General features: G+C 47.4%; 18 protein-coding genes. 1 reads left to right on the top strand and 17 read right to left on the bottom strand.

All coding sequences use genetic code 11. The features are described 5' to 3' along the window. Positions 1 to 74: 74 nt before the first annotated feature. From BR62_RS0109980 to BR62_RS0109900, 17 genes are all read right to left on the bottom strand, one after another. A complete protein-coding gene (locus tag BR62_RS0109980) occupies positions 75 to 1,892 on the bottom strand; it encodes an ABC transporter ATP-binding protein (RefSeq protein WP_032870705.1) in 1,818 nt (605 codons plus the stop codon). Then, positions 1,873 to 3,606: an ABC transporter ATP-binding protein gene (locus BR62_RS0109975; RefSeq protein ID WP_007408532.1), complete on the bottom strand. Its 1,734-nt coding sequence runs from the start codon at positions 3,604 to 3,606 to the stop codon at positions 1,873 to 1,875. The genes BR62_RS0109980 and BR62_RS0109975 overlap by 20 nt, the downstream gene beginning before the upstream one ends. A gap of 293 nt (positions 3,607 to 3,899) precedes the next feature. After that, positions 3,900 to 6,224, bottom strand: coding sequence for a peptidase G2 autoproteolytic cleavage domain-containing protein (locus BR62_RS0109970; protein ID WP_032870703.1), 2,325 nt, complete (start codon positions 6,222 to 6,224; stop codon positions 3,900 to 3,902). Positions 6,225 to 6,411: 187 nt separating this feature from the next. Further along, positions 6,412 to 7,998, bottom strand: a complete 1,587-nt coding sequence (locus tag BR62_RS0109965) for an alpha-glucoside-specific PTS transporter subunit IIBC (protein WP_032870701.1) — start codon at positions 7,996 to 7,998, stop codon at positions 6,412 to 6,414. Between the two features lie 16 nt (positions 7,999 to 8,014). Beyond that, a complete protein-coding gene (locus BR62_RS0109960; protein WP_015239410.1) occupies positions 8,015 to 8,776 on the bottom strand; it encodes a MurR/RpiR family transcriptional regulator in 762 nt (253 codons plus the stop codon). A gap of 68 nt (positions 8,777 to 8,844) precedes the next feature. Next, positions 8,845 to 10,194 (bottom strand): maltose-6'-phosphate glucosidase, encoded by a 1,350-nt coding sequence (gene glvA, locus BR62_RS0109955; RefSeq protein WP_007610111.1) that lies wholly within the window; start codon positions 10,192 to 10,194, stop codon positions 8,845 to 8,847. Between the two features lie 170 nt (positions 10,195 to 10,364). After that, on the bottom strand, positions 10,365 to 10,547 hold the full coding sequence (locus BR62_RS0109950) for an H-type small acid-soluble spore protein (RefSeq protein WP_003155535.1): 183 nt from the start codon (positions 10,545 to 10,547) through the stop codon (positions 10,365 to 10,367). A gap of 65 nt (positions 10,548 to 10,612) precedes the next feature. Next, positions 10,613 to 12,421 (bottom strand): sigma-54-dependent Fis family transcriptional regulator, encoded by a 1,809-nt coding sequence (locus BR62_RS0109945; protein WP_020955513.1) that lies wholly within the window; start codon positions 12,419 to 12,421, stop codon positions 10,613 to 10,615. Between the two features lie 106 nt (positions 12,422 to 12,527). Then, a complete protein-coding gene (lpdA, locus tag BR62_RS0109940) occupies positions 12,528 to 13,907 on the bottom strand; it encodes a dihydrolipoyl dehydrogenase (RefSeq protein WP_032870699.1) in 1,380 nt (459 codons plus the stop codon). A 14-nt stretch (positions 13,908 to 13,921) separates the two neighbouring features. After that, positions 13,922 to 15,115, bottom strand: coding sequence for a dihydrolipoamide acetyltransferase family protein (locus tag BR62_RS0109935; protein ID WP_032870697.1), 1,194 nt, complete (start codon positions 15,113 to 15,115; stop codon positions 13,922 to 13,924). Positions 15,116 to 15,129: 14 nt separating this feature from the next. Continuing rightward, a complete protein-coding gene (gene acoB, locus BR62_RS0109930; protein WP_032870694.1) occupies positions 15,130 to 16,158 on the bottom strand; it encodes an acetoin:2,6-dichlorophenolindophenol oxidoreductase subunit beta in 1,029 nt (342 codons plus the stop codon). A gap of 1 nt (position 16,159) precedes the next feature. Further along, on the bottom strand, positions 16,160 to 17,161 hold the full coding sequence (gene acoA / locus BR62_RS0109925) for an acetoin:2,6-dichlorophenolindophenol oxidoreductase subunit alpha (RefSeq protein ID WP_007408524.1): 1,002 nt from the start codon (positions 17,159 to 17,161) through the stop codon (positions 16,160 to 16,162). A gap of 276 nt (positions 17,162 to 17,437) precedes the next feature. Next, positions 17,438 to 17,917: a DUF6884 domain-containing protein gene (locus BR62_RS0109920; protein ID WP_020955511.1), complete on the bottom strand. Its 480-nt coding sequence runs from the start codon at positions 17,915 to 17,917 to the stop codon at positions 17,438 to 17,440. 156 nt (positions 17,918 to 18,073) lie between these two features. After that, on the bottom strand, positions 18,074 to 19,057 hold the full coding sequence (locus BR62_RS0109915; protein WP_007408522.1) for a tRNA dihydrouridine synthase: 984 nt from the start codon (positions 19,055 to 19,057) through the stop codon (positions 18,074 to 18,076). A gap of 925 nt (positions 19,058 to 19,982) precedes the next feature. Further along, positions 19,983 to 20,282, bottom strand: a complete 300-nt coding sequence (locus tag BR62_RS0109910; protein ID WP_032870693.1) for a YfzA family protein — start codon at positions 20,280 to 20,282, stop codon at positions 19,983 to 19,985. A 793-nt stretch (positions 20,283 to 21,075) separates the two neighbouring features. After that, positions 21,076 to 22,476 (bottom strand): 23S rRNA (uracil(1939)-C(5))-methyltransferase RlmD, encoded by a 1,401-nt coding sequence (gene rlmD / locus BR62_RS0109905; RefSeq protein WP_021493862.1) that lies wholly within the window; start codon positions 22,474 to 22,476, stop codon positions 21,076 to 21,078. 134 nt (positions 22,477 to 22,610) lie between these two features. After that, positions 22,611 to 23,474 carry a DNA-3-methyladenine glycosylase family protein gene (locus BR62_RS0109900; protein WP_032870691.1) on the bottom strand — a complete coding sequence of 288 codons (864 nt, stop codon included), beginning with the start codon at positions 23,472 to 23,474 and terminating at the stop codon, positions 22,611 to 22,613. Between the two features lie 106 nt (positions 23,475 to 23,580). Between BR62_RS0109900 and corA the strand changes: the two genes are divergently transcribed. After that, positions 23,581 to 24,540 (top strand): magnesium/cobalt transporter CorA, encoded by a 960-nt coding sequence (gene corA / locus BR62_RS0109895; protein WP_012117086.1) that lies wholly within the window; start codon positions 23,581 to 23,583, stop codon positions 24,538 to 24,540. Positions 24,541 to 24,592: the final 52 nt, after the last annotated feature.

Here is a 24,592-nt window from a genome sequence, read left to right as displayed (position 1 = left end):
AAAATAACTTAAAAGTACTATTTGCCTTCGCGAAAAAAAGACCTCCGCACTCTGTCGGAGGTCTTTTTCCCTATCTATGATTCCCGGAACTGGCTTTCATATAATTCCCGGTAAAACCCGTTCTGGCTTAGAAGTTCGGCATGGGTTCCTTTTTCAGCCATTTCGCCGTCTTTCAGCACAAGAATCTGATCGGCTTTTTGAATTGTGTTCAGCCTGTGAGCGATGATGACGCTTGTTCTGCCCGTCATTAAACGGCCGAGCGCTTCTTGTATTTTCACTTCCGTCACTGTGTCAATGTTGCTCGTCGCTTCATCCAAAATGAGCAGCACCGGGTCCGCCAGCACAGCTCTCGCGATGGAAATGAGCTGTTTTTGTCCTTGGCTGATGCCCGCGCCGTTTTGGGTAAGAACGGTATCGTAGCCTTTCGGGAGCCGTTCGATGAACCCGTGGGCATTGGCGGCTTTTGCGGCTTCCTCCACCTCTTTGTCAGAAGCATCCAGCCGGCCGTAGCGGATATTCTCCCTGATTGTGCCCTGAAAGAGAAAAGAATCCTGCAGGACAAACCCCATGTTTTTTCTCAGACTGGATCTCGTCAGTTTTTTGATGTCCGTTCCGTCAATGAGGATTTTTCCGTTATTCGGCTCGTAAAAACGGGCGATCAGGCTTGTAACGGTTGTTTTACCCGCTCCGGTCGGTCCGACGAAGGCGATGGACTGTCCTTTCGGAACGCTGAAGGACAGGTGTTTTAAGATCAGGCTGTCTTCCTGATAGCCGAAGGAGACATCTCGGAATTCAATCTCTCCCGTTTTGATCGGCTGGTACAGCGCATGCTCTTCATCTTCCCGCTCCTCTTTTTCATCCAGCACGTCAAACACCCGTTCAGCCCCGGCGATGGCCGATAACATCGTATTGAACTGATTGGCTAAATCATTTAAAGGGCGCGTGAACTGCCGCGAGTATTCGGCGAATACGACGATGGAACCGATCGAGATCCATCCCTTCAGCGCAAACAGCCCGCCGACCGCCGCTATAATCGTAAAGCTTAAATTGTTTAAAGAGTTCATGACTTTCGGAATGAATCCCGAAATTGTCTGCGCCCAAAACCCCGATGATTGTAACGCCGCGTTTTTTTCTAAAAATTGTTCCATGACGCGGTCTTCCCTCGAATAGGCTTTAATGACCTTCGCCCCTGATATCGACTCTTCAATAAAACCGTTCAGCTCGCCGAGGTTTTTCTGCTGCTGCTTAAACAGCAATCCCGTCCGGTTGGTGATCCATTTAATGCTCAAAAGCATGATCGGAATAATCAAAAGCGTGATCAATGTTAAAAGCGGACTCATGTACAGCATGACGGAGATTGTGCCGACGAATGTAATGACGCTCGACAGCACTTGAATGACGGATGTATTTAAAGTGGAGCTGACATTTTCGATATCATTGGTGACCCGGCTCATTAAGTCCCCGAGCCGCTGTTTATCAAAAAACGGAATCGGCAGCTCATGCAGATGGGTAAACAGCTCGCTCCGCATTTTAAACACGGTGCTTTGCGAGATATTGATCATCCAATAGTTTTGAAACCATAAGGACAATGATTGCACGAGGTAAATCCCAAACAGGATGAACAGCACCCCCGCCAATCCGTCTGTCGTCTGTCCGACGATAAAATGATCAATCGCTTTCCCGATGACGAACGGTCCGAGCAGGCCGAATATGGCGCTTATGACTACCATGATGATCACAAGGGTTAAAAGCCCTTTTTTCTCGGCTACATAAGACCAGATTCTGCGCAGCGTGCCTTTTGTATCTTTTGCTTTCGCGCGTTTTCTGCCGCCTTCATTTGATTTGAGCGGTATTTTCGGATATCGGAAAGGTTTACGAATGTCTTTTTGCATTGTCAGCTCCCTCCTTTCCGAATTGTGATTCATAAATCTGCCGGTACAGATGAGACTGTGCCATCAGCTCTTTGTGCGTGCCTTTGGCCAGCAGTTCGCCGTCTTCAAGCAATAAGATGGTGTCAGCCTTCATTGCAGTCGTTATTTTCTGCGTAATAATCAGTGTCGTGCATTCATAGGATCTGATCGCTTGTAAAAGCTTCGCTTCCGTTTGAAGATCAAGCGCGCTCGTACTGTCATCTAACAGCAGGAGGGACGGCTTTCTGATAAAAGCGCGCGCGATGGAAATCCGCTGCTTCTGCCCGCCTGACAAATTGACGCCCCGCTGTCCCAGCACCGTGTCGTATCCGTTTGACAGCTTCATAATCGTGTCATGGATTTGCGCGTCTTGGGCCGCTTCCATTACTTCATCTAGTGAAGCATCCTCCCGCCCCCAGGCGATATTTTCACGGATGGTGCCCGAAAACAGAAGCACTTCCTGCGGAACATAGCCGATTTCCCTGCGCAGCCCGCAAGCGGAGAATTCACCGATCGGTTTGCCGTCTATGAAAATACTGCCCGAATCAGCCGTGTACAGGCGCGGAATCAGCTGAAAAAGCGTTGATTTTCCTGAACCTGTCGCGCCCATAATGGCAACCGTTTCTTTCGGGCTGGCAGAAAAGGACACGTGATGCAGCGCGTCTTTTTCCATGCCCGGATAGCGGAAGGACACTTCGCGAAACTCAATCCCGCCTGCAAGCGCCCGTGCCGGGTCCTGCCCCGTTCCCTCGCCGCCTTCTGTTTCCAGCACCTCGCCGATTCTTTCTCCGGAAGCCTTCGCCCGGGAAAATACCATGATGAGAAAAGGAAGGACGGACAGCGCGCCTGTAATCCGCGTCGCATAGTTAATGACGGAAACGACATCGCCGACCTGCGCTCCGCCCTGAGCAATGCTTTTGGCGCCGAACCATAAGATAAACAAAATGCAAATGTTCATCAGCAGCATTAAAATCGGCATCGCCGCTTCCACGAGACGAAAAGCGGAGACCGTTTTTTCCATCAGCTTCGTATTCGATTTCAAAAAACGTTTCACTTCGTGGTTTGCACGGAGGAGCGCTTTAATCAGTTTGATCGCCGTCAGGTTTTCCTGCATGATCGTGTTGACCTGATCAAGCCGCTTTTGCACAGACCGAAACAGCGCGCCGCCTCTTTTCAGCACCCACAGCAAAAACAAAAGCAAAATCGGCACCGTGATCAGCAGAAAAAACCCGAGTTTCGCATTGACGGTCAGCGAGAGAATAATGCCCCCCGCGATCATTAACGGCGCACGAAGCATAAACCGGAGACTCATGAAAAGCATATTTTGGACCTGTGTCACATCGTTTGTCAGCCGGGTGATAAACGATGTGGATGAGAATTGCGCAAACGTCGAATAAGAGAAGGATTGAATTTTTTGAAAAAGCCCTTTTCGCGTATCATACGCATAGCTCTGGCTGATGTGGGCGGAGTAGAATGAATTTAAAATGCCCGATGCGAATGAAACAGCGGTCAGTCCGATCATCACGCCGCCCCACAGCCAAACCGTACCGAGATCCTGCTTTAAAATTCCTTCGTCAATGATTTTCCCGATCAGCAGGGGCTGTATCAGCTCTACCGCAAGCTCGATGAGCATGAAAAACAGAGCGATTCCCGCCAAAAGAGAATACGGTTTTACATATGATAAAGCCTTTGACATGTGTAAGCCTCCAAATCCTTTGTTCAATATGTATGTATATTTATTTTATTTGTTTGTCTTAAATGAATAAAGGATTAACCCTTGAACTCGCACTTTTATTATGTACTTTGTGTAAAAAAAACGGAAATCATTGAGGATAAAAATTGAGGGAATGAGGCGTGCAGATATATGGAGGCTGTCTTATCTTTTCTTTTTACCAGCTCCTGAACCGGAGCCTTTTATTTTAAAATGACTAGCGGAGCCTTTAAAAGACATCCGCTAGTCAGATGATCATTCATACCGTGTCATTTCATTTAACGAATAAAAACGAGAGCGACCCCGAATCCTTTATCAGCATCAAACTCATTGATCACTTTCATGACCTGCCAGCGCTGGTTTGAAGCATCAGATTTTGTTGCAATCCCGTTATGAGCGTGAATAAAATCTCCCGGTTTCACAGTCTCATCGCATCTGACATATACCTGGCCGATGAGTCCGACAATGTTCCACTCGTCTCTCTCTTCTCTTGAAGCGTAGTCTTCTTCAGGCCGAAAGTCCGGATTTTCCTTTGGCGCCATGACCGTATGGCCGTTCGCATCTTTCTGTTCTTCATAAACATAGCCGCCAAATTCATTCTTTACGTATCGTCCCGACCAGTGAAAACTCGACTCACCAAGAATCACTCCGGCGGTCTCGGAAATGACCCCAAGCATGAGGTCACCTTTTTCAGCCGGTCTGATCTTATCACCTTCAAGTGTGACAAGTGTTCCCGTCGGAATCTTTTCCCCTCTCAGGCTTTCAAAATACTCGGCGTAGTCAGAGAATGTCGAGGAACCTGTTACGCCTCCCGTAGCCTTAATTGTTCCTTCTTTTGCGTGAAGCTCAATCTTTCTGTTGGCTGATGACGGAGTGCTGCCGGCACCCCAGCCCCATACAGTTGAGTTCGCATTTGGGTTAATCGTATTATATGAACCGATTACTCCAGATTGAGAACCTCCTGCAGCCTGTCCCCGGACAGAACCGACGACAAAGCCATTAGTTCCTGTAACATGGGAATCTTTAGATGCCATAACAGAAGATCCTTTATGTTTAAACAACTCATACGGTGTTTTTTTACCGCCTACATGAAATGTTGTTTCATATCCTTGAAAATCAATATTTGATATATTCAGATCCGGACCCGAAGAATAGAGTCCGACCGTTCCGCTGCCGGCTCCCAATCTATGCCCGTATACATTGCTCACTGTACAATTATCAACGCCTCCGCCAAAAGCAAGCCCCGTCGTGCCGCCGTCAACTAGAAAAACGCCGTCAATCATGCACTTACCTACCGCATTTTCTCCGCCAAGAACATACAGATCATGAGCAGCGGAGCGGAACCCGCGGATCGTAATATTCTTCAGATTGACATACCGTCCTTTGTAATAAATCATAATGATCGTGTCATTGCTGTAATCGTATGAACGATCTTCACAAATAGCTTGGAAATTCACTATATTAACTGAATCATAGCCCGAAACAACCAACGCACTCGCTCCGACGCCTTTATATATAGAATTTTGTTTAGGATTTGTTGCCTGACAATTTACTAATTGGACATCATGGGCAGTTTTTGATGTCGGCTCAGCCGATAAATGATGGCCAATATGTCTAATGCAAAAACCGATCGCATTTTCGTAAGCACGGCAATTAGCCAGTTGAACTCGTTTAGCCGCCGGTGCATAGTCATGCGCCTTAATTTCAAAACCGCGTGCACCGCCAATTGCAACACAGCTATCTACAAATACATCTTGAGAACCGTCATCGATCTCAAAGCAATTTGAATTTGACGTGCCATTCCCATTGCCCATCGGGTGATAGGAAACACAGTGGCTGAAAGTAGTGTGGAATCCAAAATGACAAGTAAAGTTATCATCCCCGGACCCTGTTGCTTCACAATGTGAAAACGTTACAAAGTTACAGCCGTTGGGCTGATAATAAGTTGGATCATCTTTTTCTCCATGTCTGTTATAGTTCGGGCTTGTAGAATCAAAGCCGTGCAGGCCGGCGTTCTTCGCAAACACATGCTCGACAAAAGAATAGTCAACATTCGCAAAAAGCAAACAGCTTGAAGTGGGACCTTTCGGAATCTTCCAGCCGGAAGGACGCGTATCCTTGTTCCAATCCAAAGTGAGATGGCCGACATAAATATTTTCATTACCGTTCGTATAATCACTGTTGGTCAGAACAGAATGGCCGACCGGTGTTTCGTCTAATAATTTAATGACCGTTCTTTTCTTGCCTGCTCCGACAAGCATTGTATTTGAAGGAACAAACAATCCCGATGTTCTGAATACACCCGCGGGAACTGTTACGACATAACCTCCGTCGGCCATGGCATCATGAAATGCCTGCGTATCATCCGTTACGCCGTCACCTTTAGCTCCAAAATCCATAACGTTCCGCTCTGTCACATGTTCAAATCTGTTTTCATACATTTTAAGTCTTTCGTTTAAATTTTCATAAGTTGACGTGCCATTGCTAAGCGCAGCACCGATTTTGCTGTCAATCGCTTCAAAGTTTTGAGCAATGCTTTCAACCTCAATCCCCTCCGTTTTATCGGGTTTGTAAAGTCCTAAGAAAGTCGTATAGTTTGTCATTGCCTTGCCTCCTATTTGTTAATTGCTATTTAAAATACCGCAGAAGTCATTTCGTTTTTTGCACCCCCTCATTTTCACTCCTGCATGTACAGGTGGCAAAGGTATGACAAATTCATACATTTTTTCAAAACATAAAAAGAGCGCCGGATTAACAAGCGCTCTGCACATAGTCTGCTGCTGCAGTATTTTAACCGTTCAATATTTTCTCGACACGCTCCCGCATTTGCGGAACGCCTAATCCGACAATGACCTGAAGCGCCCTGCCTTTTCTGACGACGCCGTGGGCTCCCAGCTCTCTGAAATCGGCGTCACTTTTGACCTTTGATTCATCAGCGACAGTGACGCGGAGACGGGTGGCGCAGTTGGTGACCTCCGTAATATTGTCCTTTCCGCCCAGCGCTTCAATATACAAAGCGGCTGTATCCCGCTGTGTTTCGTCTGCCGCCGCTGTTTCTTTTGAAGCCTGCTTCCGTTCTCTGTACTCCTTTTTCGAATAGAGCTTTGTTTCCTGTCCTTCCTCTTTTTCTCTGCCCGGTGTGGCGATGTTGAATTTGAGAATGAGGAAACGGAAGACGAAAAAGTAAACAGCGGTAAAACACAACCCGATAATGATCTGGTATACATACGTCAAGCCGTGGCTTGACGCCAGCGGGATCCAGTTCAAGGTCGCAGCTTCGATCAAACCGCCTCCCATATTTCCGACGACGCCGGCCATATACATGACGGTTGCCATGGAAGCGGCAAGCAAAGCATGAACCGCAAATAAAAACGGAGAGATAAAAAGGAATGTAAATTCAATCGGCTCTGTAATTCCCGCGACAATGGACGTCAAGGTGACCGGGATCAATAGGCCGGCGACGATTTTTTTCTTCTCCTTTGAAGCCGTGGCGTAAAAAGCGAGCGCGATTCCCGGAATGCCAAAGATTTTCGAGTTGCCGTGAAGCGCGAATCCCCCCTGCGGGAACAATTCTTTCAGCGGTTTGACGCTTTGAGAGTATTCCCCGAGATGCTGGGCCCAATAGGTAACGATACCGCCTTCAGTCACAGCCGGACCGTAAACAAACGGCGAGTAAATAAAATGATGCAGGCCGGTCGGAATTAAAATCCGCTCCAGGAATGTGTAAATCCACACGCCTATCGCCCCGGAAGAAACGAGAAAGCTTTGCAGCGAGCCGATTCCGGACTGAACCATCGGCCATACGTATGCCACCGCAAGTGAAATCGGTATCATAATGAAGAAAGAAATGATAACGATGTAGGAAGATCCTTGAAAAATCCCCAGAAAATCCGGCAGTTTTTTATCAAAATAACGATTGTGCAAATACACGACAATAGATGAAATAAAGATGGCACCGATAATATTCGTATCAAGCGTTTTGATGCCGGCGATCATCGTCAGCCCGCTCGTTCCGCCGGCTTCCTGAGTCATATCGACGTGAAAAGCCCCGCCCCAAACCGTTAGAATCGCATTGATAAAGTAATTGAATGTCAGATAAACTGTAAGCGCTTCCAAACAAGCCCGCGCCTGCGCTTTTTTCGCTAAGGCGACAGGGATGCCGATCGCAAACAGGAGCGGCATTTGATTAAAGACGGTCCAGCCGCCTTGTTCAATGACATACCAGCATTGATACCAAAGCCCGTCAGGATCAGCCAGCGGCCCCATCAGTGTTTTATTTTTAAACAGCGTACTCAGACCGACAATAATACCGGAAAATGCAAATAACAAAACAGGCACAAACATCGCGCTGCCGAAGCGCTGGACTTTTTGCATCATTTCACGTGACCTCCCGCTATTTATCAAAATTTTCAAGCTCTTTATAATCAACATATGCACGGAATAACGATTCGCCCACCAGAAAAAACGGGGCAAATGCGACAATTTCCGTTTTATCGCTTAACGTCACCGGCTTGCTGGTCGCATAAAGATTATACGGCGTCGTTTGCGCCAGTACGTTGTTTTTCAGATTGGTGATTGAAATAAACGGAACTCCCTTTGCGGACAGGGTCCTTACCTGCGGAATTAATTCGGGTGTTTCGCCTGATAAAGAAATAATGATGAATACGTCATCAACCTTAAAATCATCACACATGATATCAAACTCTGTGATGTCCTGAATTAAAATCAGATACTTCCGCCGGGATACAAACATCCGCTGCAGCTCACGGGCGCACACCCTCTGAGCCGTGCCCGATCCGTAAACGAAAATCCGTTTTGCTTCATCTATTAGCCGGCACATCTCCGTCATATCTTTTGACTTCACATATTTTACATTGGCTTCAATATCATCCAGCAGCTTTTCAAACGTCATATTCTCGCCCTCTTCAGGCTGATCCTCCCATTTCAGAAAAACCCGGAATTCACTGTAGCCGCTGAAGCCCAGTTTTTGGGCAAGCCGCAGGATGGAAGACCGAGAGACATTGCAGGCTTTCGCCATGTCATTGATACCGAGATGGTAGCACGTATGTTTATGATTCAATATATATTTTAAAATATAAAAATCGTTATCATTTAATTTCGCGTAATGCTGGTTAACCAGTTCTTCAAGACTCATCCCAAAAATCCCCCCGTTTTCTTTCTATTATATAGAATAACAGATAAAGAAAACGGGGAAGATTGTCATCAGGAAATAGGAGACGGACTTACATCAAGCTCAGGCCAGTAGTCCTTGTTAGCCTCCATCAGATCTTCAAGAATCAGTCTTGCCACACGGGCGTTCGGCACTGTTTTTGACAGGATCAGCGCCTGCCACAGCTTTTGAAATGACCGCTCTTCCCACGCTTCAGCCGTCAGTTTTTCGACAGACACCTGCTGTTCCATCAGGCCTTTTTGAAATTGCGGTATGTTCCCGACTGAGAGCGGTTCCGGTCCGTTTGAGCCTACGAGACAAGGAATCTCAACCATGGCTGACGGATCAAAGTTTGCGATCGCGCCGTTATTTTCAACGATTAACAGCATTCTCTCCCCTGTGTTGTAAGCGATGGCCCGGGCAAGGTCGACGATATAGGAAGCATGATCATCAATTTTAATTTCACTGTTCTCCGACGATTGTTCGCGCGTAATCATATCGCATTGGCTGAAAATGAAAGCTTCCCGCCCTTCCATGACTTCGTTGGCTCTCGTATGGTTCGGGTTTGATTTTTTCACCATATCATCCGGGAATAAGTAATATTGCAGATATGTGTTCGGAAGCGTATCCGGATCAGCCGCCTGTACGTCGCGCGCTTTTTTGAATGTGTCATTCCAGCTTGCTTCAGTCTGTTCGGCCTCCGTCTTCGGAACGTAGCCGTATTCACGGACATGCTCTTTCAGCTTCGGCATTAAATCATTGCCATGCCGGTCTGTGATGGACGTCCACCAGCCAAAGTGGTTCAAGCCGTAGTAACGGACGTTCATTTCTTTCCGTGAAGATAATCCGAGGATGTTCGCCATGCGATCCTCAATTCCGACCGGCATGTCGCAGATGTTCAATATTTTTGAATTCGGTCTGAGGCGCCGTGTAGCTTCGGCCACAATCGCCGCCGGATTGGAGTAATTCAGCATCCATGCGTCAGGCGAGTACGTTTCCATATAATCAAGAATCTCCAGAACACCGCCGATAGAGCGCATGCCGTATGCGATTCCGCCCGGCCCGCATGTTTCCTGGCCGACCACGCCGTACTTCAGCGGGATTTGTTCATCGAGCGCGCGCATCGCATATTTTCCGACGCGGATATGCGCCATGACGAAGTCAACATCCGTAAAAGCCGTCTCTGGGTCATCAGTCGCCAGAAATTCAATGTCCGGCGCTTTTTCTTTTATGAATACCTCACACGCACCCGCAATCCGCTCCTGCCTTTCTTTATCATTGTCATAAAGTTTCAGCTTTCTGATCGGAAACTCTTCCAGGTGATTCAAAAGCATTAATACAATTCCGGGGGTAAATGTGCTGCCGCCGCCTGCAATAACGATTGAGAATGATTTGTCTGTCATGTGAAGCCCTCCTCTGATAACGTTTACATTTTATTTATATCATGAGAAGGTCCGATCTGTACCGGGTTTGGAGGAGTTAGATCATTTAATCATTTTTAGTTATTTTTCTCAAAAAGCGGGAAAGTTCCCACAGGTACGAAAAAGGCCTGCTGTCATCAGCAGACCCATTCTCAAAAATGCTCTTGTAAATCAGAAAGCAGCACTTCCTGCTCAAATTGCGGATTTCCGATCGGAAAAATTCTGGCTGTTTCCTTGTCTTCGTTGACATGCTGAATATAAATCGGAACTCCTTCGTACGTCACATACGCCATGGCGGCGGATTCCGAAATGTCTTTCGCACGCTGTGTATTCACGTCTCAAACCTCCTTTAGGCCTCACACATAACGTGTCCGGCAGCCAAGAGAAGTATGCTTGTTTCTTACAATTGTCCGGTGGTGAGTTTGAATTTTTTGAGGCGTTTGTAAAACGTGCTCCGCGGGATTCCGGCCATTTTGGCGGCCAGCGTGACATTCCCCTTCGCTGATTCAAGGGCGTTTACGATGATGTTTTTCTGAATGTGCTCCCGGATGGAGACAGGGGACGCTTCTTCCTGTTCATAAGACTCGGCCGCCTCTTTAAGACCTGACGCTTCAAGCAGGGCTGCGATGGGGCGTTCTGACAGCCGTCCGTCCGGGAACATGACGGAAAGACGTTCAAATACATTAAACAATTCCCTGATATTCCCCGGCCATTTCCGGCTCTTTAATAGGTCTAAAAAGTCATCAGGAAGCTCCCCCCGCCAGCCGCGATTTCGCTGAAATTCAAGGAAGAGGCCGGGAATGTCTTCGGTGCGTTCTCTTAATGGAGGGAGGTGGATCGGACAGACGTGAAGCCGGTAAAATAAATCTTCTCTCAGCTTTTTGCATTCGACAAGCTGTCTCAGATCAGTGTGGGTGGCAGTGATGATTCTGATGTCAACGGGAATCTCTTTTGTCCCGCCGACCGGGGTGACTTTCCGTTCCTGCAGCACCCGTAACAGAGCGACCTGCATGGAGTGTGATATTTCTCCGATTTCATCGAGGAAAAGCGTGCCTTTATCGGCTTTTTGCAAAGCGCCGTTATGTCCTTTCCGTTTGGCCCCGGTGAAGGCGCCTTCCGAGTAGCCGAACAGTTCGCTTTCAATCAGCTTTTCGGGGACCGCTCCGCAATTGACGGCGATAAACGGGCCGTTTTTCCTGGAACTGTTGTTATGAATCGCCCGGGCGGCAACCTCCTTTCCCGTCCCGGTTTCTCCCGTAAGACAAACGGTTGCGTCCGTTCGGGCGACAAGCTCCAGCTGCTGAAGCATATGTCGGGATGACGGGCTTTTGCCTGCCGCACCATGGAATATAAAAGACGGCTTTTCTTCTCGTTTGGATAAATAAACGCATGTGTAGCCGTTCTCCTCCCGCTTCGCCTGCTTGATGTGAAAGCCCTGTTCCTCAAGCTCGCGCAGCGTATGTCCGGTAAAATGCTGAACGGGACGGCTTGCGGCGATAACCCGGCTCATTTCATTGCAAAGCACGATCGGATCGTGAGACCGGGTAAGCCCGGCGAACTTGCTGATCATGTCAAGTTCTGTCATTTTGATCTTTAGGGCAAGCTCCCGTTCCGCCGTATAAGCGATGGAGGAGGCAATTCCGAGCATAAACGGCTGAGCGCGGGCGGCGGGGCAGGAAATATCAATGACACCCGCCAGCCGCCCGTCTTCATAACGGATCGGCGCGGCGGAACAGCTCCATTGATGAGAAGCGAGCGAATAATGTTCAGAGCCGTGTATCATGACCGGCTCTTTTGTATAAAGAGCCGTCCCGATCGCATTCGTGCCGACGGCCGTTTCCGTCCAGCGGGCGCCTTTTAAGAAATTGATGCGGTTCGCTTCATGAATGGTGCGCGGGTGGCCGTCAACTGAATGGACAACGCCGTCTGAATCAATCAGGAGAACCATCATTTCCATTTCCCGCATCGCCGTTTTCATTCTTTCTGCATACGGCGTTGAGGCCGCTAAAAATAACGCATGCTTTTCGGCCTGCCTTTCTAAATGATCTGCCGGCATTACATTCGGCCCCTTTTCGAGATAAGGGTTGACGTCGGCTTTTTTGCAGCGGTGCCATGAGGCGGCCACCCGCTTCTGAATACGGGATTCATCAAGCACGCCTTCTTTCACAAAGCGCTTCCAGGTTTTAAAATCATTCCGAATGACATTCATTGTATTCGCTCCCCCCTGTTCAGACCATCTTTTCATATATTGTAGGGGAAAAATAAAGCGCTTTCAACGAAAAATACCCCTTCTCATCTGAGAAAGGGTATTCCGGTTATACGGAATGCACCGCAAGTCCGGTGACATTCAGCAGGGCTTCCTGAAGCGTTTCTGACAGAGTCGGATGCGCCGCGATAAAGTGCTCCGACATATCCGCCGTCATTTCACCGTTCATCATCATGACCGCCTGACCGATCAATTCCGTCACGTCCGGCCCGATCATTGACACGCCGACGATTTCTCCGAATTCCGGTTCGGCAATGATTTTCATTTTGCCGCCATGCTGATGTTTAATTAACGCTTTTCCGTTAGCAGAAAATGAGCATTCTCCGATTTTCACATCTCCGTATGTCTCTCTCGCCTGTGTTTCCGTCAGCCCGACAGCGGCCATTTCCGGCGATGTATAAATACAGCGGGGCACCGCCCGCATATTGACTTTGCTGTCCTTTCCCGAGGCATGCGCGGCGGCTGTGATTCCTTCATGAATGGCGGCATGCGCGAGCTGCATTCCTCCGGCCGCATCGCCGCATGCGTATATATGAGGCACATTGGTCTGCATATGGTCATTGACTTCAATACCGCGCGGAGAATACCGGATGCCGGCCTGCTCCAGATTCAGGCCTTGCAAACGCGGTTTTCTCCCGATTGCAACCAAAACGTGATCAGCCTGCGCCTCAATTTCTTTGCCGTCTTTTGTCCACACGGCGGTTTTCCTTTCTTTGTCAATCCGCTGAAGGGCGGCTTTTGTCTGAATATCAGCCCCGCTGTCTCTTAAAGAGTCTTCGAAAACGGCAGCGATTTCTCCGTCTTCTGCCGGGAGCAGCCGGTCAGCCGATTCAATCACCGTCACTTTCGTTTTAAACCGGCTGAATAAAGAGGCAAATTCACAGCCGATCACACCTCCCCCGACAATAAGCAGAGAAGAAGGGATTTTCTGTAAAGAAAGCGCGTCTTTGCTGTCGATCACCCAATCGCCGTCAAATGGGGCAAACGGCAGCTCCGCCGGTTCAGATCCGGATGCAATCAATATCCGATCCGCTTCCAGAATGTCTTTTGCGCCTCCTTCTCCTTCAACAAGCAATGTCTGCTCTGTGAGAAATGAAGCTGTCCCGCTGATGACTTTAATCTGATTTGCTTTCATTAAGTATTGAATTCCCTGCACGAGCCGGCTGACGATTTGCCGTTTGCGCCCCTGCATGCGGGCCCAATTGAGTGTAATGTTTTGCGGCAGTTCGATGCCGAATGTATCTGCATGCCTGATTTTATCGAGCACATTCGCGCTTTCCAAAAGCGACTTTGTCGGGATGCACCCCTCATTGAGACAAGTGCCTCCGAGCGGCCCTTTGTCGATCAGAACGACTTCTTCTCCCCTCCGCGCGGCAGTCACGGCAGCTGCATATCCGGCAGGCCCGCCGCCGATAATGGCTAGTGTCAATCTCTTCACCCTCTCTATAAAATCAATCCGGCCGGCTCTTCAAGCAGCGCTTTGACCGTTTTCAGGAAGTCCGCTGCCGGTGCGCCGTCACATACTCTGTGGTCAAAGGTAAGGCTCAGCGGCAGCATGGTGCTTTTGACCAGCTCATCTCCTTTAAACGCAGGCGTTTCATAGCTTGCGCCTACTCCGAGAATACCGGCTTCAGGCGGATTAAGAATCGGGGTGAAATGCTCAATTCCGTAACCCCCGAGATTTGTAATAGAAAATGTCGATCCGTGCAGGTCATCTCCGGAAGCATTGCCTTCCCGCGCCCGGCGTGCCGATGTGCTGATGTGATCCGCAAGCTCAAGGAATGAAAGCTTTTCCGCATCCCGAATCACCGGCACGACGAGACCGTTTTCAAGAGAAACCGCCATCCCGAGGTGGACATATGGATAGGTGATGATCCGCTCCTCTTGATAAGAGCTGTTCAGCTCAGGATGCTGTTTCAGCGCAAGCACCGCGGCCCGGGATACGAAATGTGTGACCGTCAGTTTAACACCGCTCCGCTTTTTCGCGCTGTCGGCGAGCTGCTCCTGCCATTTTACAAGCTCCGTAATGTCCGCTTTCATCGTCAGCGTCAGCTGGGCGCTGTTTTGCAGGCTTTTGTGCATTCGGTCTGCAATCACTTTTCTCATCGCTGAAGCCGGTTTTCCCTCCGGCTGTGCCGTCTGAACCGAAGACTGCGGTTCAGCTTCCGTCTTCATGGCCTTGATGACGTCAGCTTTTACGATTCTGCCTCCGGGCCCCGTCCCGTTCAGCGTTTCAACTTTCAACCCGGCTTTCTCCGCCATTTTTCGGGCAACGGGAGATATTTTCACGCGGTGTTTACGCTTTTGCACGGCTTTGGGAGCGGGAATATGTTCAGGTTCAGATTGCGGTTTCCCTGCATTTTCAGGAGCCGGCGCCTCCTTCTCCCGCACTTCTTCGCCGTTTTCCCCGATATAACAGATGGGCGTTCCCGGCGGGACTCCTTCTCCCTCTTTGACTTTAATATGGAGAAGCGTGCCGCTTTCAGGCGCTTCTATTTCCATTTCTATTTTTTCCGAGTTGATGCTGGCGATGCTTTCTCCCTTTTCAACCGGGTCGCCGACTTTTTTATTCCAGACGGATACTTCACCTTTCTTCATCGCCATTCCCAGCTTCGGCATTACTACTTTTACAGCCATTCTATATCCCTCCTTTAATTCATTGCCGGCTCGCCAAGCAATTCAAGCGTGACGCTGACAATTTGGTCTGGTGTCGGCAAATATTGATCTTCAAGCACCGGCGAAAACGGCACTGGTGTATGCGGCGCTGTAATCCGTTTAATCGGTGCATCAAGCAAATCAAAGCCCTTATCGGCGACAATCGCAGCAATATCCGTGGCGATGCTGCAGCGCGGATTGGCTTCGTCAATGATGATCAGCCGGTTTGTTTTTTCTAACGATGTGAAAATCGCTTCCTCATCTAAAGGAGACAGACTCCGGGGATCAAGCACCTCGGCGTCGATGCCTTTCTCAGAAAGCTGCGCAGCCGCTTCAAGCGCAGTATTGACCTGCTTGCCGACCGCAAAGAGCGTGATGTCGCTGCCTTCGCGTTTGATATCCGCTTTTCCGAGCGGAATTGTATAATAATCTTCCGGCACCTCGCCCTTCATGTTGTAGGACGTTTTGTCTTCAAAGAAGAACACCGGATCATTATCTTCTATTGCTGCAAGCAGAAGACCTTTGGCATCATACGGATTGGATGGAACAACTGTCTTCAGTCCAGGGATGCTGGTGAACAGGCCATACAGCGCCTGCGAATGCTGAGCGGCTGCCCGGAACCCGGCTCCGTATGTGGTGCGGACGGTGATCGGCACTTGCGCTTTACCGCCGAACATATAGCGGAATTTCGCCCCTTGGTTGATCACTTGATCAAAGCACGTTCCGATAAAATCGTTAAACATCAGTTCCGCAATCGGTCTCAGCCCTGTGGATGCCGCAGCCATGGCCGCACCCATGTAGCCCGCCTCAGAAATTGGTGTGTCCAGCACCCTGCTTCTGCCGAATTCCTGTACGAGCCCCTTTGTGACCCCCAGTACACCGCCCCATGCTTCATCATCTTGCAAGTGATCGACCGCCGCTCCCCCGGCGACATCTTCACCGATCAAAAGCACATTTTCGTCTTTTCTCATCGCAAGCTTCATTGCTTCATTGAGCGCGTCCGACATGCTTATGACTCTCGCCATCTCACATTCCCCCTTTTTCATATGACACATAGACGTCTGTCAACAGCTCTGACTCTTTCGGATATGGACTCTTTTCGCTGAACGAGACGGCTTTTTCAATCGATTCGCTGACACGCTGTTCGATGTCTGACAGTTTATTTGCATCTGTTTCTTTTAGAAGATAGTTTTTAAAGCCTTGGATGGCATCCTTTTCTTCAAGATGCTCAGTCTTTTCATCCTTTGTTTTATAAGTTTGGGCATCCCCTTCGAAATGTCCGTAGTTTCTGTAAGTCATACATTCAATCAAAGACGGTCCTCCGCCGTTTCTTGCTCTTTCTATCGCTTCCCCGGCTGCCTGATAAACTGCTAAAATATCTTTTCCGTCCACCGTGACCCCCGGCATGTTGTAGGCAGCCGCCCGATCGGCGATTGAATTACAGGCTGATGCGTACTCAAATGTCGTGGCTTCGCCGTAGCCGTTGTTTTCGGCGATGAACACGACAGGAAGGTTCCATACTGCCGCTAAGTTCAGCCCTTCATGGAAGGTCCCTTGGTTATTGGCTCCGTCCCCAAAAAAGCAAACGCTTACATTTTTAGTTTGTTTATATTTAGCCGTGAGCGCTGATCCGCATGCGAGCGTGAATCCGCCCCCGACGATTCCATTTGCGCCTAACATGCCTTTATCAAGATCCGCAATGTGCATAGAACCGCCTTTGCCTTTACACAGTCCGGTCGCTTTTCCGAATATTTCCGCCATCATGCCGTCCAGATCACAGCCTTTGGCGATACAATGGCCATGTCCCCTGTGTGTGCTTGTAATGCTGTCGCCATCATCTAAATGAGCGCACACCCCCGCAGCTACCGCTTCTTCACCGGCATACAAATGGACGAATCCGGGAAGCACTCCTTGCGCGAACAGTTCATGCACTTTGTCTTCAAAGCCCCTGATTTCCAGCATCTTTTGGTACATCCACAGCGCTTTTTCCTCAGTTAATGACAAGCCTTCTCGTTTTAACAATTCCATTTTGTGCGCCTCCTTCTATTTAGGGTTCACACTTATAAATGCAAGAAGCATGCCAGCCTTTGAAGCCCGTAAAATGAATGTTTTTATTTTTACAATGGAGACAGTTTGAGACAGGTGTCTCATTTTGTCTCGATCTGTTCCCTTTGTCTCGTTTTAAGGCATACAAAAAAGACCGGGCATCACCCTGTCTTTGACAATGATCGACGTATTTATTTCCTCGGAAATCTTTTAACTGCTTCATGCTTCTGCATACAGTCTATCGTGGCGTTTGAGTGGTTACACTCTTTTTTTCATATCCACGTGCTGCAGTTCATGCTTTTCTTCAACAGCCCGATTCAGCGCTTGAAGCATGTAGCCAATGCCTTTATACGATGACAAAGGCCAGGTGATATGCTGATGCTCTCTGATGACGGCGTTTAGGACGCTTCGGTATTTTTTCCCGCCAAGCATGACAAGCTCTTCGATGTCGGAAAAGCCTTTTTCATGAAATTGACGGCGCAGCTCGTCCGCTGCCATGATCTCCGGATGACCGGTTCCAAAAGTGACATCGTAATTTCCGGGAACCATATCATCCGGACGAAGGAATCCGTGCTTTGCCGACAAAATTACCCACTCATCGAAAAATGCTTTCGCATAACGCTCGCACGCCTGATGAAACGGGCTGAGATAAGCGTCTTCCGCCCTTACCGGACCTGTATCTGAATGGACATCCCAAATTTTTTTCTTGCCGCAGGGGATGATGCACAGTCGTTTCATTTTTCTCTCCCCTTTATGATGTATGTCCTATCAATGTACCATGATTCGTTTATTTCTGCATGACGAAACTGGCCATGGGTCTGTCTGGGTAAAAACTGCACACAAAAAGACCCGGAATTCAAACCGAAATCCGGGCCGGATGAAGAGTTATTTATGTCACTCTTGCTCCATCCCATCAAGATACTTTCTCTCAAAGTCATCGAGCAATGCACGCACTTCATCTGTTGACTTTGTATTCATGCATTGATTTCTTAATTCACTTGCTCCACGGAATCCGCGAAGATATATCTTGAAAAAGCGAGGGAGCGGTTTATATGCTCGAGCTTCTGCTTTTGAATATTCATCATGAAGATCCAGGTGTAATCTCAAAAGATCAAGCAATTCCTTACTGCTATGCTCTCTCGGCTCCTTTTCAAAGGCGAATGGATTAGTAAAAATGCCTCGTCCAATCATAATCCCGTCAACACCGTATTGTTCAGCGAGTTTCAAGCCGGTTTCACGGTCAGGAATATCCCCATTGATCGTCAATAGGGTATCCGGCGCTATCTCATCACGAAGTTTCTTGATTTCCGGGATGAGCTCCCAATGCGCATCTACTTTACTCATTTCCGCTCTTGTACGCAGATGAATGGAAAGATTCGCAATGTCTTGTTTCAGTATGTGTGTCAGCCAGCCGCGCCATTCGTCTATATCCGTGTAGCCAAGTCTGGTCTTCACACTTACCGGCAGACCTCCTGCTTTCGCCGCCTGTATTAATTCGGCTGCAACTTCAGGACGGCAAATCAGGCCGCTTCCCTTTCCATTCCCCGCCACATTAGGTACAGGACAGCCCATATTGATATCCAGGCCCTTAAACCCTAATTCCGCCATCCCAATACTCATTTGGCGAAAGTTTTCAGGCTTATCTCCCCATATGTGGGCAACCATCGGCTGTTCATCCTCCGTGAAAGTCAAACGGCCGCGCACACTATCCTTCCCATCCGGGTGACAATAGCTTTCTGAGTTTGTAAACTCTGTGAAAAACACATCAGGTCTGCCTGCTTCACTCACAACATGGCGAAAAACGACATCCGTCACATCTTCCATTGGTGCCAGTACAAAAAATGGCCGTGGTAATTCACGCCAGAAATTATCTGTCATAACAAATCCAAATCCTTTCATGATGGGATACAGCCAAACCTTGATCCCAAAATTAAAAACTGACCATGCTTCTTTTACACTTATAGCATGTGTCAGCACTTCTTATCAAACGATAGTAAATTTTGAACATTTCACTTTTTACACGTGAAAAAGCAAACTGAAGCAAAACACATTAATTGAGTTAACGTAATAGACTTTCACTCAGTCAAACTCCTTAACCTTTAAAAGGGTTTGAGAGAGAAAAAAGTGTGATGATTATCTACACCTATTTTTTTATTTATATTGTGGTTTATTAATAGTAGCGCTGACCTTCATCTTTCTTAGCGGCCTTACTTTTGCTCTTTTTGGACAAAAAGGATTCCAACCTAAATAGAATATCATATGAGTTCTCCCTATTACCAATGCAAAATAATTGTCCTGTTATCGAAGAGAAAATATTTAACGCTGCACCATATCCGTATCTCAATATCATTTGCGAAAAAATAATTTGATTAAGCAAATGGGGCTGGGGGTGGTATATCTGGGTACTCAAGAGAATGTAAATAGAAAAAGCCTTAACTTACCGCTTGTGAATCACATGGAGTAAAGAGGATGGGATGGGAAGAGAAAATAAACTCGAACTTAACAGAATTCAAGTACTTCAATCTGGATCTTTTGGGATTTGCTCATGGTTTAGAAATAACCAACGCAGCAAGTGGCTAACAAAGATTGCTTTTTTTCTGGCTCTATACAGTATATGTACTAAGGGTCGATTGGCTTTCAAACCCCATATGTTAATATCTTTATACAATTACCTATAAATGTTTGGATAAGGTTACGATTCGGTAATCCTGATCCAAAACCAATAAAATAGACTGCTGACTAAGTGCCGCAGTCTTCATTCATAAGATTAATAAGAAAGTTTCTTTCATCATTAAATAAGGCATCAGAAGTTATTGCTTTCATTTCGAATATCCTTTGTTATACCTGTGATGATTTGTATAACAGTGAAAACCCCCAAGAAAACAGTGACAATATTAAACCATGGATTATCATAGAATGAAAGATATGTTTGAAAGAAATCCAGGTCAACTATGTTTGCTGGGAATCCATTCATTTCTCTATAATTAGGACCCCATCCCGTTAATTCTGCAAAATTAAAATAAAGCTGTGAAACTAAAAATGCCAAAACCGTGAGAAACCAACCTTTTTTATACAACGGTCGTTTTTTGTTTACTTTATCCATTTCATTATCCATTTCCTTTTCTGCAATACTTTTTAGCCAAGTGACAATCTAACATCATTATATGATGAAGCATGATTGTCGCGATAATTACTTATTAAGGATATAACCATCGCAGGTATTACTGTAATAGTTGTTATCACTTGCGTTTCCGCCTCGGGTTTATTCCTTTTTTGGGAATAAGGAAAATAATCGGGGTCCTTTTTTCCTGTTTAGGCTTTCATATCATGTATAACGACCAAACATGCTTTTTTAGTGTGTTTGATCTTTTATCCACAGTTGTTGCTAATAGTAGATGTGCCAACTGCCGTTGTGATTAGTGTAAGTAAGCAACCTTGCCTTTTACAGCTTCTGCTTCAGAACCTTCGTTCAGTGGGTGAGGTTCCAATATCTCTCATTCGGTTTCACCTCCTTTTTATCATTTATTACAACTATCGCCAATAGTAGATGTGCCGATGAGTGTCGGGGACTTTATTCTTTAAGAAAGAAGTTTACAAAATATTAACTAAAATTACAAGTATTCACGGAACTTGAACGTACTTGTTATTGCTTCTGGTTCACAACAAGATCTTCATATTTTGTCTGTAATGCCGTTTCCAAACGAAAAAAAGAAAGTGTTAATAGAAAGCAGCCTACTTGGCTGTTTTTCACTTGCTTTTCCATACGTTTTTTTCAACTCTTTTTATCAGTTAAATAAAGACAAAAGACAGATAGGACAAGGGCAAAACATGAAAAAACCCGGAAATCGGAATTGTTTAATTTACCGAAATCCAGGTCTGATTACGAATTGTTTATTTTAGTTAGACGATTTTAATACAAGCTTCGCCACGGCTTCCACATGAGCCGTCTGCGGAAACATATCAACAGGCTGAATATATTCGACGCGATAGTCCTTCGACAGCGTCTGCAAGTCTTTCGCCAGTGTGGAAGGATTGCAGGATACGTAGACGAAGCGTTTCGGTTTTACTTTTTTGATGGTATCTAAAAATGTTCTGTCACAGCCGGTTCTCGGCGGGTCGACGATGACCACGTCAGGGCGGAAGCCTTCTTTCGTCCATTTCGGGAGCCAGTGTTCGGCAGTTCCTGTGACATATGCTGCGTTTTTGATGCCGTGTTTTTTGGCGTTTTTCTTCGCATCGTCAATTGATTCTTTAATGACGTCCATGCCGCGGATCTCTTTTGCGCCGTTTGAAACCCACATGCCGATCGTACCGACGCCGCAATACGCGTCTACGACTTTTTCTTTTCCTGTCAGCTGAGCCGCTTGTTTCACTTCGTCATACAGCTTGACCGTCTGCTCAGGGTTGAGCTGGAAGAAGGCGCGGGCGCTCAGTTCAAATGACACGTCGCCGAGCACTTCTTGAATGGCATGGCTTCCGGCCAGCGCTTTTGTTTTGTCACCGAAAATGACGGATGTGCGCGCGCCGTTGACGTTTTGAATAATCGATTTCACTTCCGGCAGACGGTTCTGAATGGCTTTGACGATCTCGTCTTTATTCGGCAGTGTCTCTTTCGCGGTGACAAGCACGACCTGCACTTCGCCTGTTTCAAAACCGACTCTCGTCACGATGGTGCGGACATCGCCTTTTTTGGTCCGTTCGTTATAAACGGATACGTTGTGTTTTTCCAAAATACGGCGGACGATACCCGTTGTTTTGTTTGTCGCCGGATGCTGGACAATGCATTCCTTAATCGGAACGATTTTATGGGAATCCAGTCCGTATAAGCCGGCAATGATGCTGCCGCTTTGCGAGCGTCCGACTTGGAACTGGCTTTTGTTCCGGTAATTCCAAGGGTTGTCCATTCCGATCGTATCTTTAATGTTCATTTCTTCGACATTGAATCTCGTATGACGTTCCAGAGACTGAATGACGATGTCGCGTTTTTCGCGAAGCTGCTGGGTGTATGCCAGATGCTGAAGCTGACAGCCGCCGCACTGGTCGTAGACCGGGCATGGCGGCGTGACGCGGTGTTCAGACGGCTTGCGGATTTTTTTGACGCGTGCTTCTGAAAATTTCGGCTGCACATTTGTCGCTTCGGCAACGACTTCTTCACCGGGCAGAGCGCCGGGAACGAAGACAACTTTTTTCTTAAAATAGCCGACGCCCTCTCCGTTAATGCCGAGACGTTTGATGGTCAGCGGAAATGTCTGTCCGATTTTCAATTCGGCAGGCGCCTTTTTTTGATGTTGATTCACGTTTTTTTCTCTCCGTTTCTATATAAAGCCTTTCTCATGGGAAAACGGCTGATTTGAAATATCACATCTTTTCAGTATAACATGCAGCCGGCGGTTCCTTCATGTTTTTCACTGGAAGTTTCCAAAAATCCTCATCATTCAATACTTCTCCACAAGTACAAGGACGCATAGCTTAAATACGGCGCCCATTCGCTGCTTACCTGGAGCATCACGTCTTTTGACGGTTTATCCTCAAGGGCGAAGCGGCGTTTGACGGCGTTTTGCAGGCCGATGTCCGCCAAAGGAAACAGATTCGGGCGGCCGAGGCCGAACATGAGGACGTTTTGGACGGTCCACGGGCCGATGCCTCTGATGGTGATCAGCTTTTTCATAATGTCTTCATCCGACAAATGGGTAAGTTCCGCCAGATTGAGCGCTCCTTCTGCAATCATCCGTGAAATGTCAATCGCATATTCCGCTTTTCTCATGCTGAACTGGAGCTCCCGCAAGTCCTGATACTCAAGCCCCGCGATCGTTTTCGGCTCGGGATAACACCAGACGCCGTCTTTTTGTTCACCGAAGGCATGGACGAACCGTTCCGTTAAAGTAAAAGCGAAGGACAGGTTGAGCTGCTGGTGGATGATGCATTTCATGAGACAGTTGTAGACGCCATATTCCAAGACGAGCGGGGTTCCCGCATGCTCCTCAAAAAGCGCCGACAGATTTGTTTTTGAGAAATGATCAAGCACAGGCTGAAGCGGCTGCTCCCACTGAAAAATGTGTTTGATCCGTTCAATCATCTCCTCGCGGTCCGTTTCTCCGCTGACGAGAAAGACCGGGTCTGCGGCGGTGCCTTCCGCTTGAACCGTGATGACGGACAGTTTGCCGTCCCGTGTTCTGAGCGGCACTTTGATTGATCTTGCATGAAGATCGACCGCATTCAGCGGATCGAGCGACAGCCTTTCAAGGACTTTATCAAAATGATACGGCGGTGTGACCGAAACCGTTTCCTTCCACATATGCTCCACCCCTTTTTGTCCAAGTATATCATGAAGCGGCCGGGCGGCAATTCGTATACTTTTCTTCATAACGCCGCATGATATAATGGCAGGCGGAGGGTTGTTTATGATACATATAACCGCAATCACAACACATAATGAGATATTAGATAATATCCCCCTATCACGTACAGAACAACCGGACATCGCATGGTACTGGATTGATTTTTTCGGCGCTGAGATGCATGAAACCGAGCTGCTGCGTGATTATTTTCACTTTCATCCGCTTGCGATCGAGGATTGCTTTCAGCATATGCAGCGGCCGAAAATCGACCATTATGACGGCTACCGTTTTTATGTGCTCCACGCTCTGAACCCGGACACACTGGAAATGGAAGAGGTGGACATTTTTCAGTCCGACCGTTTCATCGTCAGCTTCCATTTGCACGAATCGCCCGGCGTCTCAAAGGTGAGAGAACGGTTTTTCGCTTCTCCGGGATTAGCCAAAAAAGGGCCCGGGCACATCACTTATATGATGATGGATCAGCTTGTCGATGAATATTTCCCCGTGCTGTACAAAATTGAAGACCGGCTGAATGAAATTGAAGACAGCAGAACCCATAAATCTTACGGCACTTTAATGAATGAAGTGTTTGAATTGCGGACTGATCTTTTGAACCTGAGGCGGACGATCATTCCGATGCGCGATTTAATGTACCGGATTTTGAGCCTTGACCATGTAAAAGAAAGCCGTGAAACGAAAGCGTATTTCAGCGATATTTATGACCACCTGTTAAAACTGGCTGAGCTGATCGAGTCAAACCGTGATATGACGTCAGATTTGCGGGACAGCTATGTGACGCTGAATTCAAACCGGATGAACGCCATTATGATGACATTAACCATCGTCTCGACCATTTTTATCCCGCTGACGTTCATCGCAGGGGTTTACGGCATGAATTTCGATAACATGCCTGAGCTTCATTGGAAATACGGGTATTTTATCGTTTTGGGCGTAATGGCCGTTCTTGTGGCCGCCATGCTGTTTTGGTTCGCCCGCAAAGGCTGGTTTAATATTTTCAAGTAAGAACGGCTGCCGGCTGTTCTTTTTTTTGAGAAAACATGATAGTCTGGAAAAA

It is taken from the genome of Bacillus sp. UNC69MF (assembly GCF_000746035.1).
Lineage (GTDB): Bacteria > Bacillota > Bacilli > Bacillales > Bacillaceae > Bacillus > Bacillus velezensis.
This window is presented reverse-complemented; position numbering and strand designations above follow the sequence as displayed.

Excerpts from the sequence above, each read along its gene's own strand:
- BR62_RS0109980 (WP_032870705.1), bottom strand. The coding sequence starts at position 1,892 with ATGCAAAAAGACATTCGTAAACCTTTCCGATATCCGAAAATACCGCTC.
- BR62_RS0109975 (WP_007408532.1), bottom strand. The coding sequence starts at position 3,606 with ATGTCAAAGGCTTTATCATATGTAAAACCGTATTCTCTTTTGGCGGGA.
- BR62_RS0109970 (WP_032870703.1), bottom strand. The coding sequence starts at position 6,224 with ATGACAAACTATACGACTTTCTTAGGACTTTACAAACCCGATAAAACG.
- BR62_RS0109915 (WP_007408522.1), bottom strand. The coding sequence starts at position 19,057 with ATGACAGATAATTTCTGGCGTGAATTACCACGGCCATTTTTTGTACTG.
- BR62_RS0109935 (WP_032870697.1), bottom strand. The coding sequence starts at position 15,115 with ATGGCTGTAAAAGTAGTAATGCCGAAGCTGGGAATGGCGATGAAGAAA.
- acoA (WP_007408524.1), bottom strand. The coding sequence starts at position 17,161 with ATGGAATTGTTAAAACGAGAAGGCTTGTCATTAACTGAGGAAAAAGCG.
- BR62_RS0109910 (WP_032870693.1), bottom strand. The coding sequence starts at position 20,282 with ATGGATAAAGTAAACAAAAAACGACCGTTGTATAAAAAAGGTTGGTTT.
- glvA (WP_007610111.1), bottom strand. The coding sequence starts at position 10,194 with ATGACAGACAAATCATTCTCAATCGTTATTGCAGGCGGCGGCAGCACA.
- BR62_RS0109945 (WP_020955513.1), bottom strand. The coding sequence starts at position 12,421 with ATGAATGTCATTCGGAATGATTTTAAAACCTGGAAGCGCTTTGTGAAA.
- BR62_RS0109960 (WP_015239410.1), bottom strand. The coding sequence starts at position 8,776 with ATGAGTCTTGAAGAACTGGTTAACCAGCATTACGCGAAATTAAATGAT.
- acoB (WP_032870694.1), bottom strand. The coding sequence starts at position 16,158 with ATGGCGAGAGTCATAAGCATGTCGGACGCGCTCAATGAAGCAATGAAG.
- BR62_RS0109965 (WP_032870701.1), bottom strand. The coding sequence starts at position 7,998 with ATGATGCAAAAAGTCCAGCGCTTCGGCAGCGCGATGTTTGTGCCTGTT.
- BR62_RS0109920 (WP_020955511.1), bottom strand. The coding sequence starts at position 17,917 with ATGAAACGACTGTGCATCATCCCCTGCGGCAAGAAAAAAATTTGGGAT.
- BR62_RS0109900 (WP_032870691.1), bottom strand. The coding sequence starts at position 23,474 with ATGTGGAAGGAAACGGTTTCGGTCACACCGCCGTATCATTTTGATAAA.
- corA (WP_012117086.1), top strand. The coding sequence starts at position 23,581 with ATGATACATATAACCGCAATCACAACACATAATGAGATATTAGATAAT.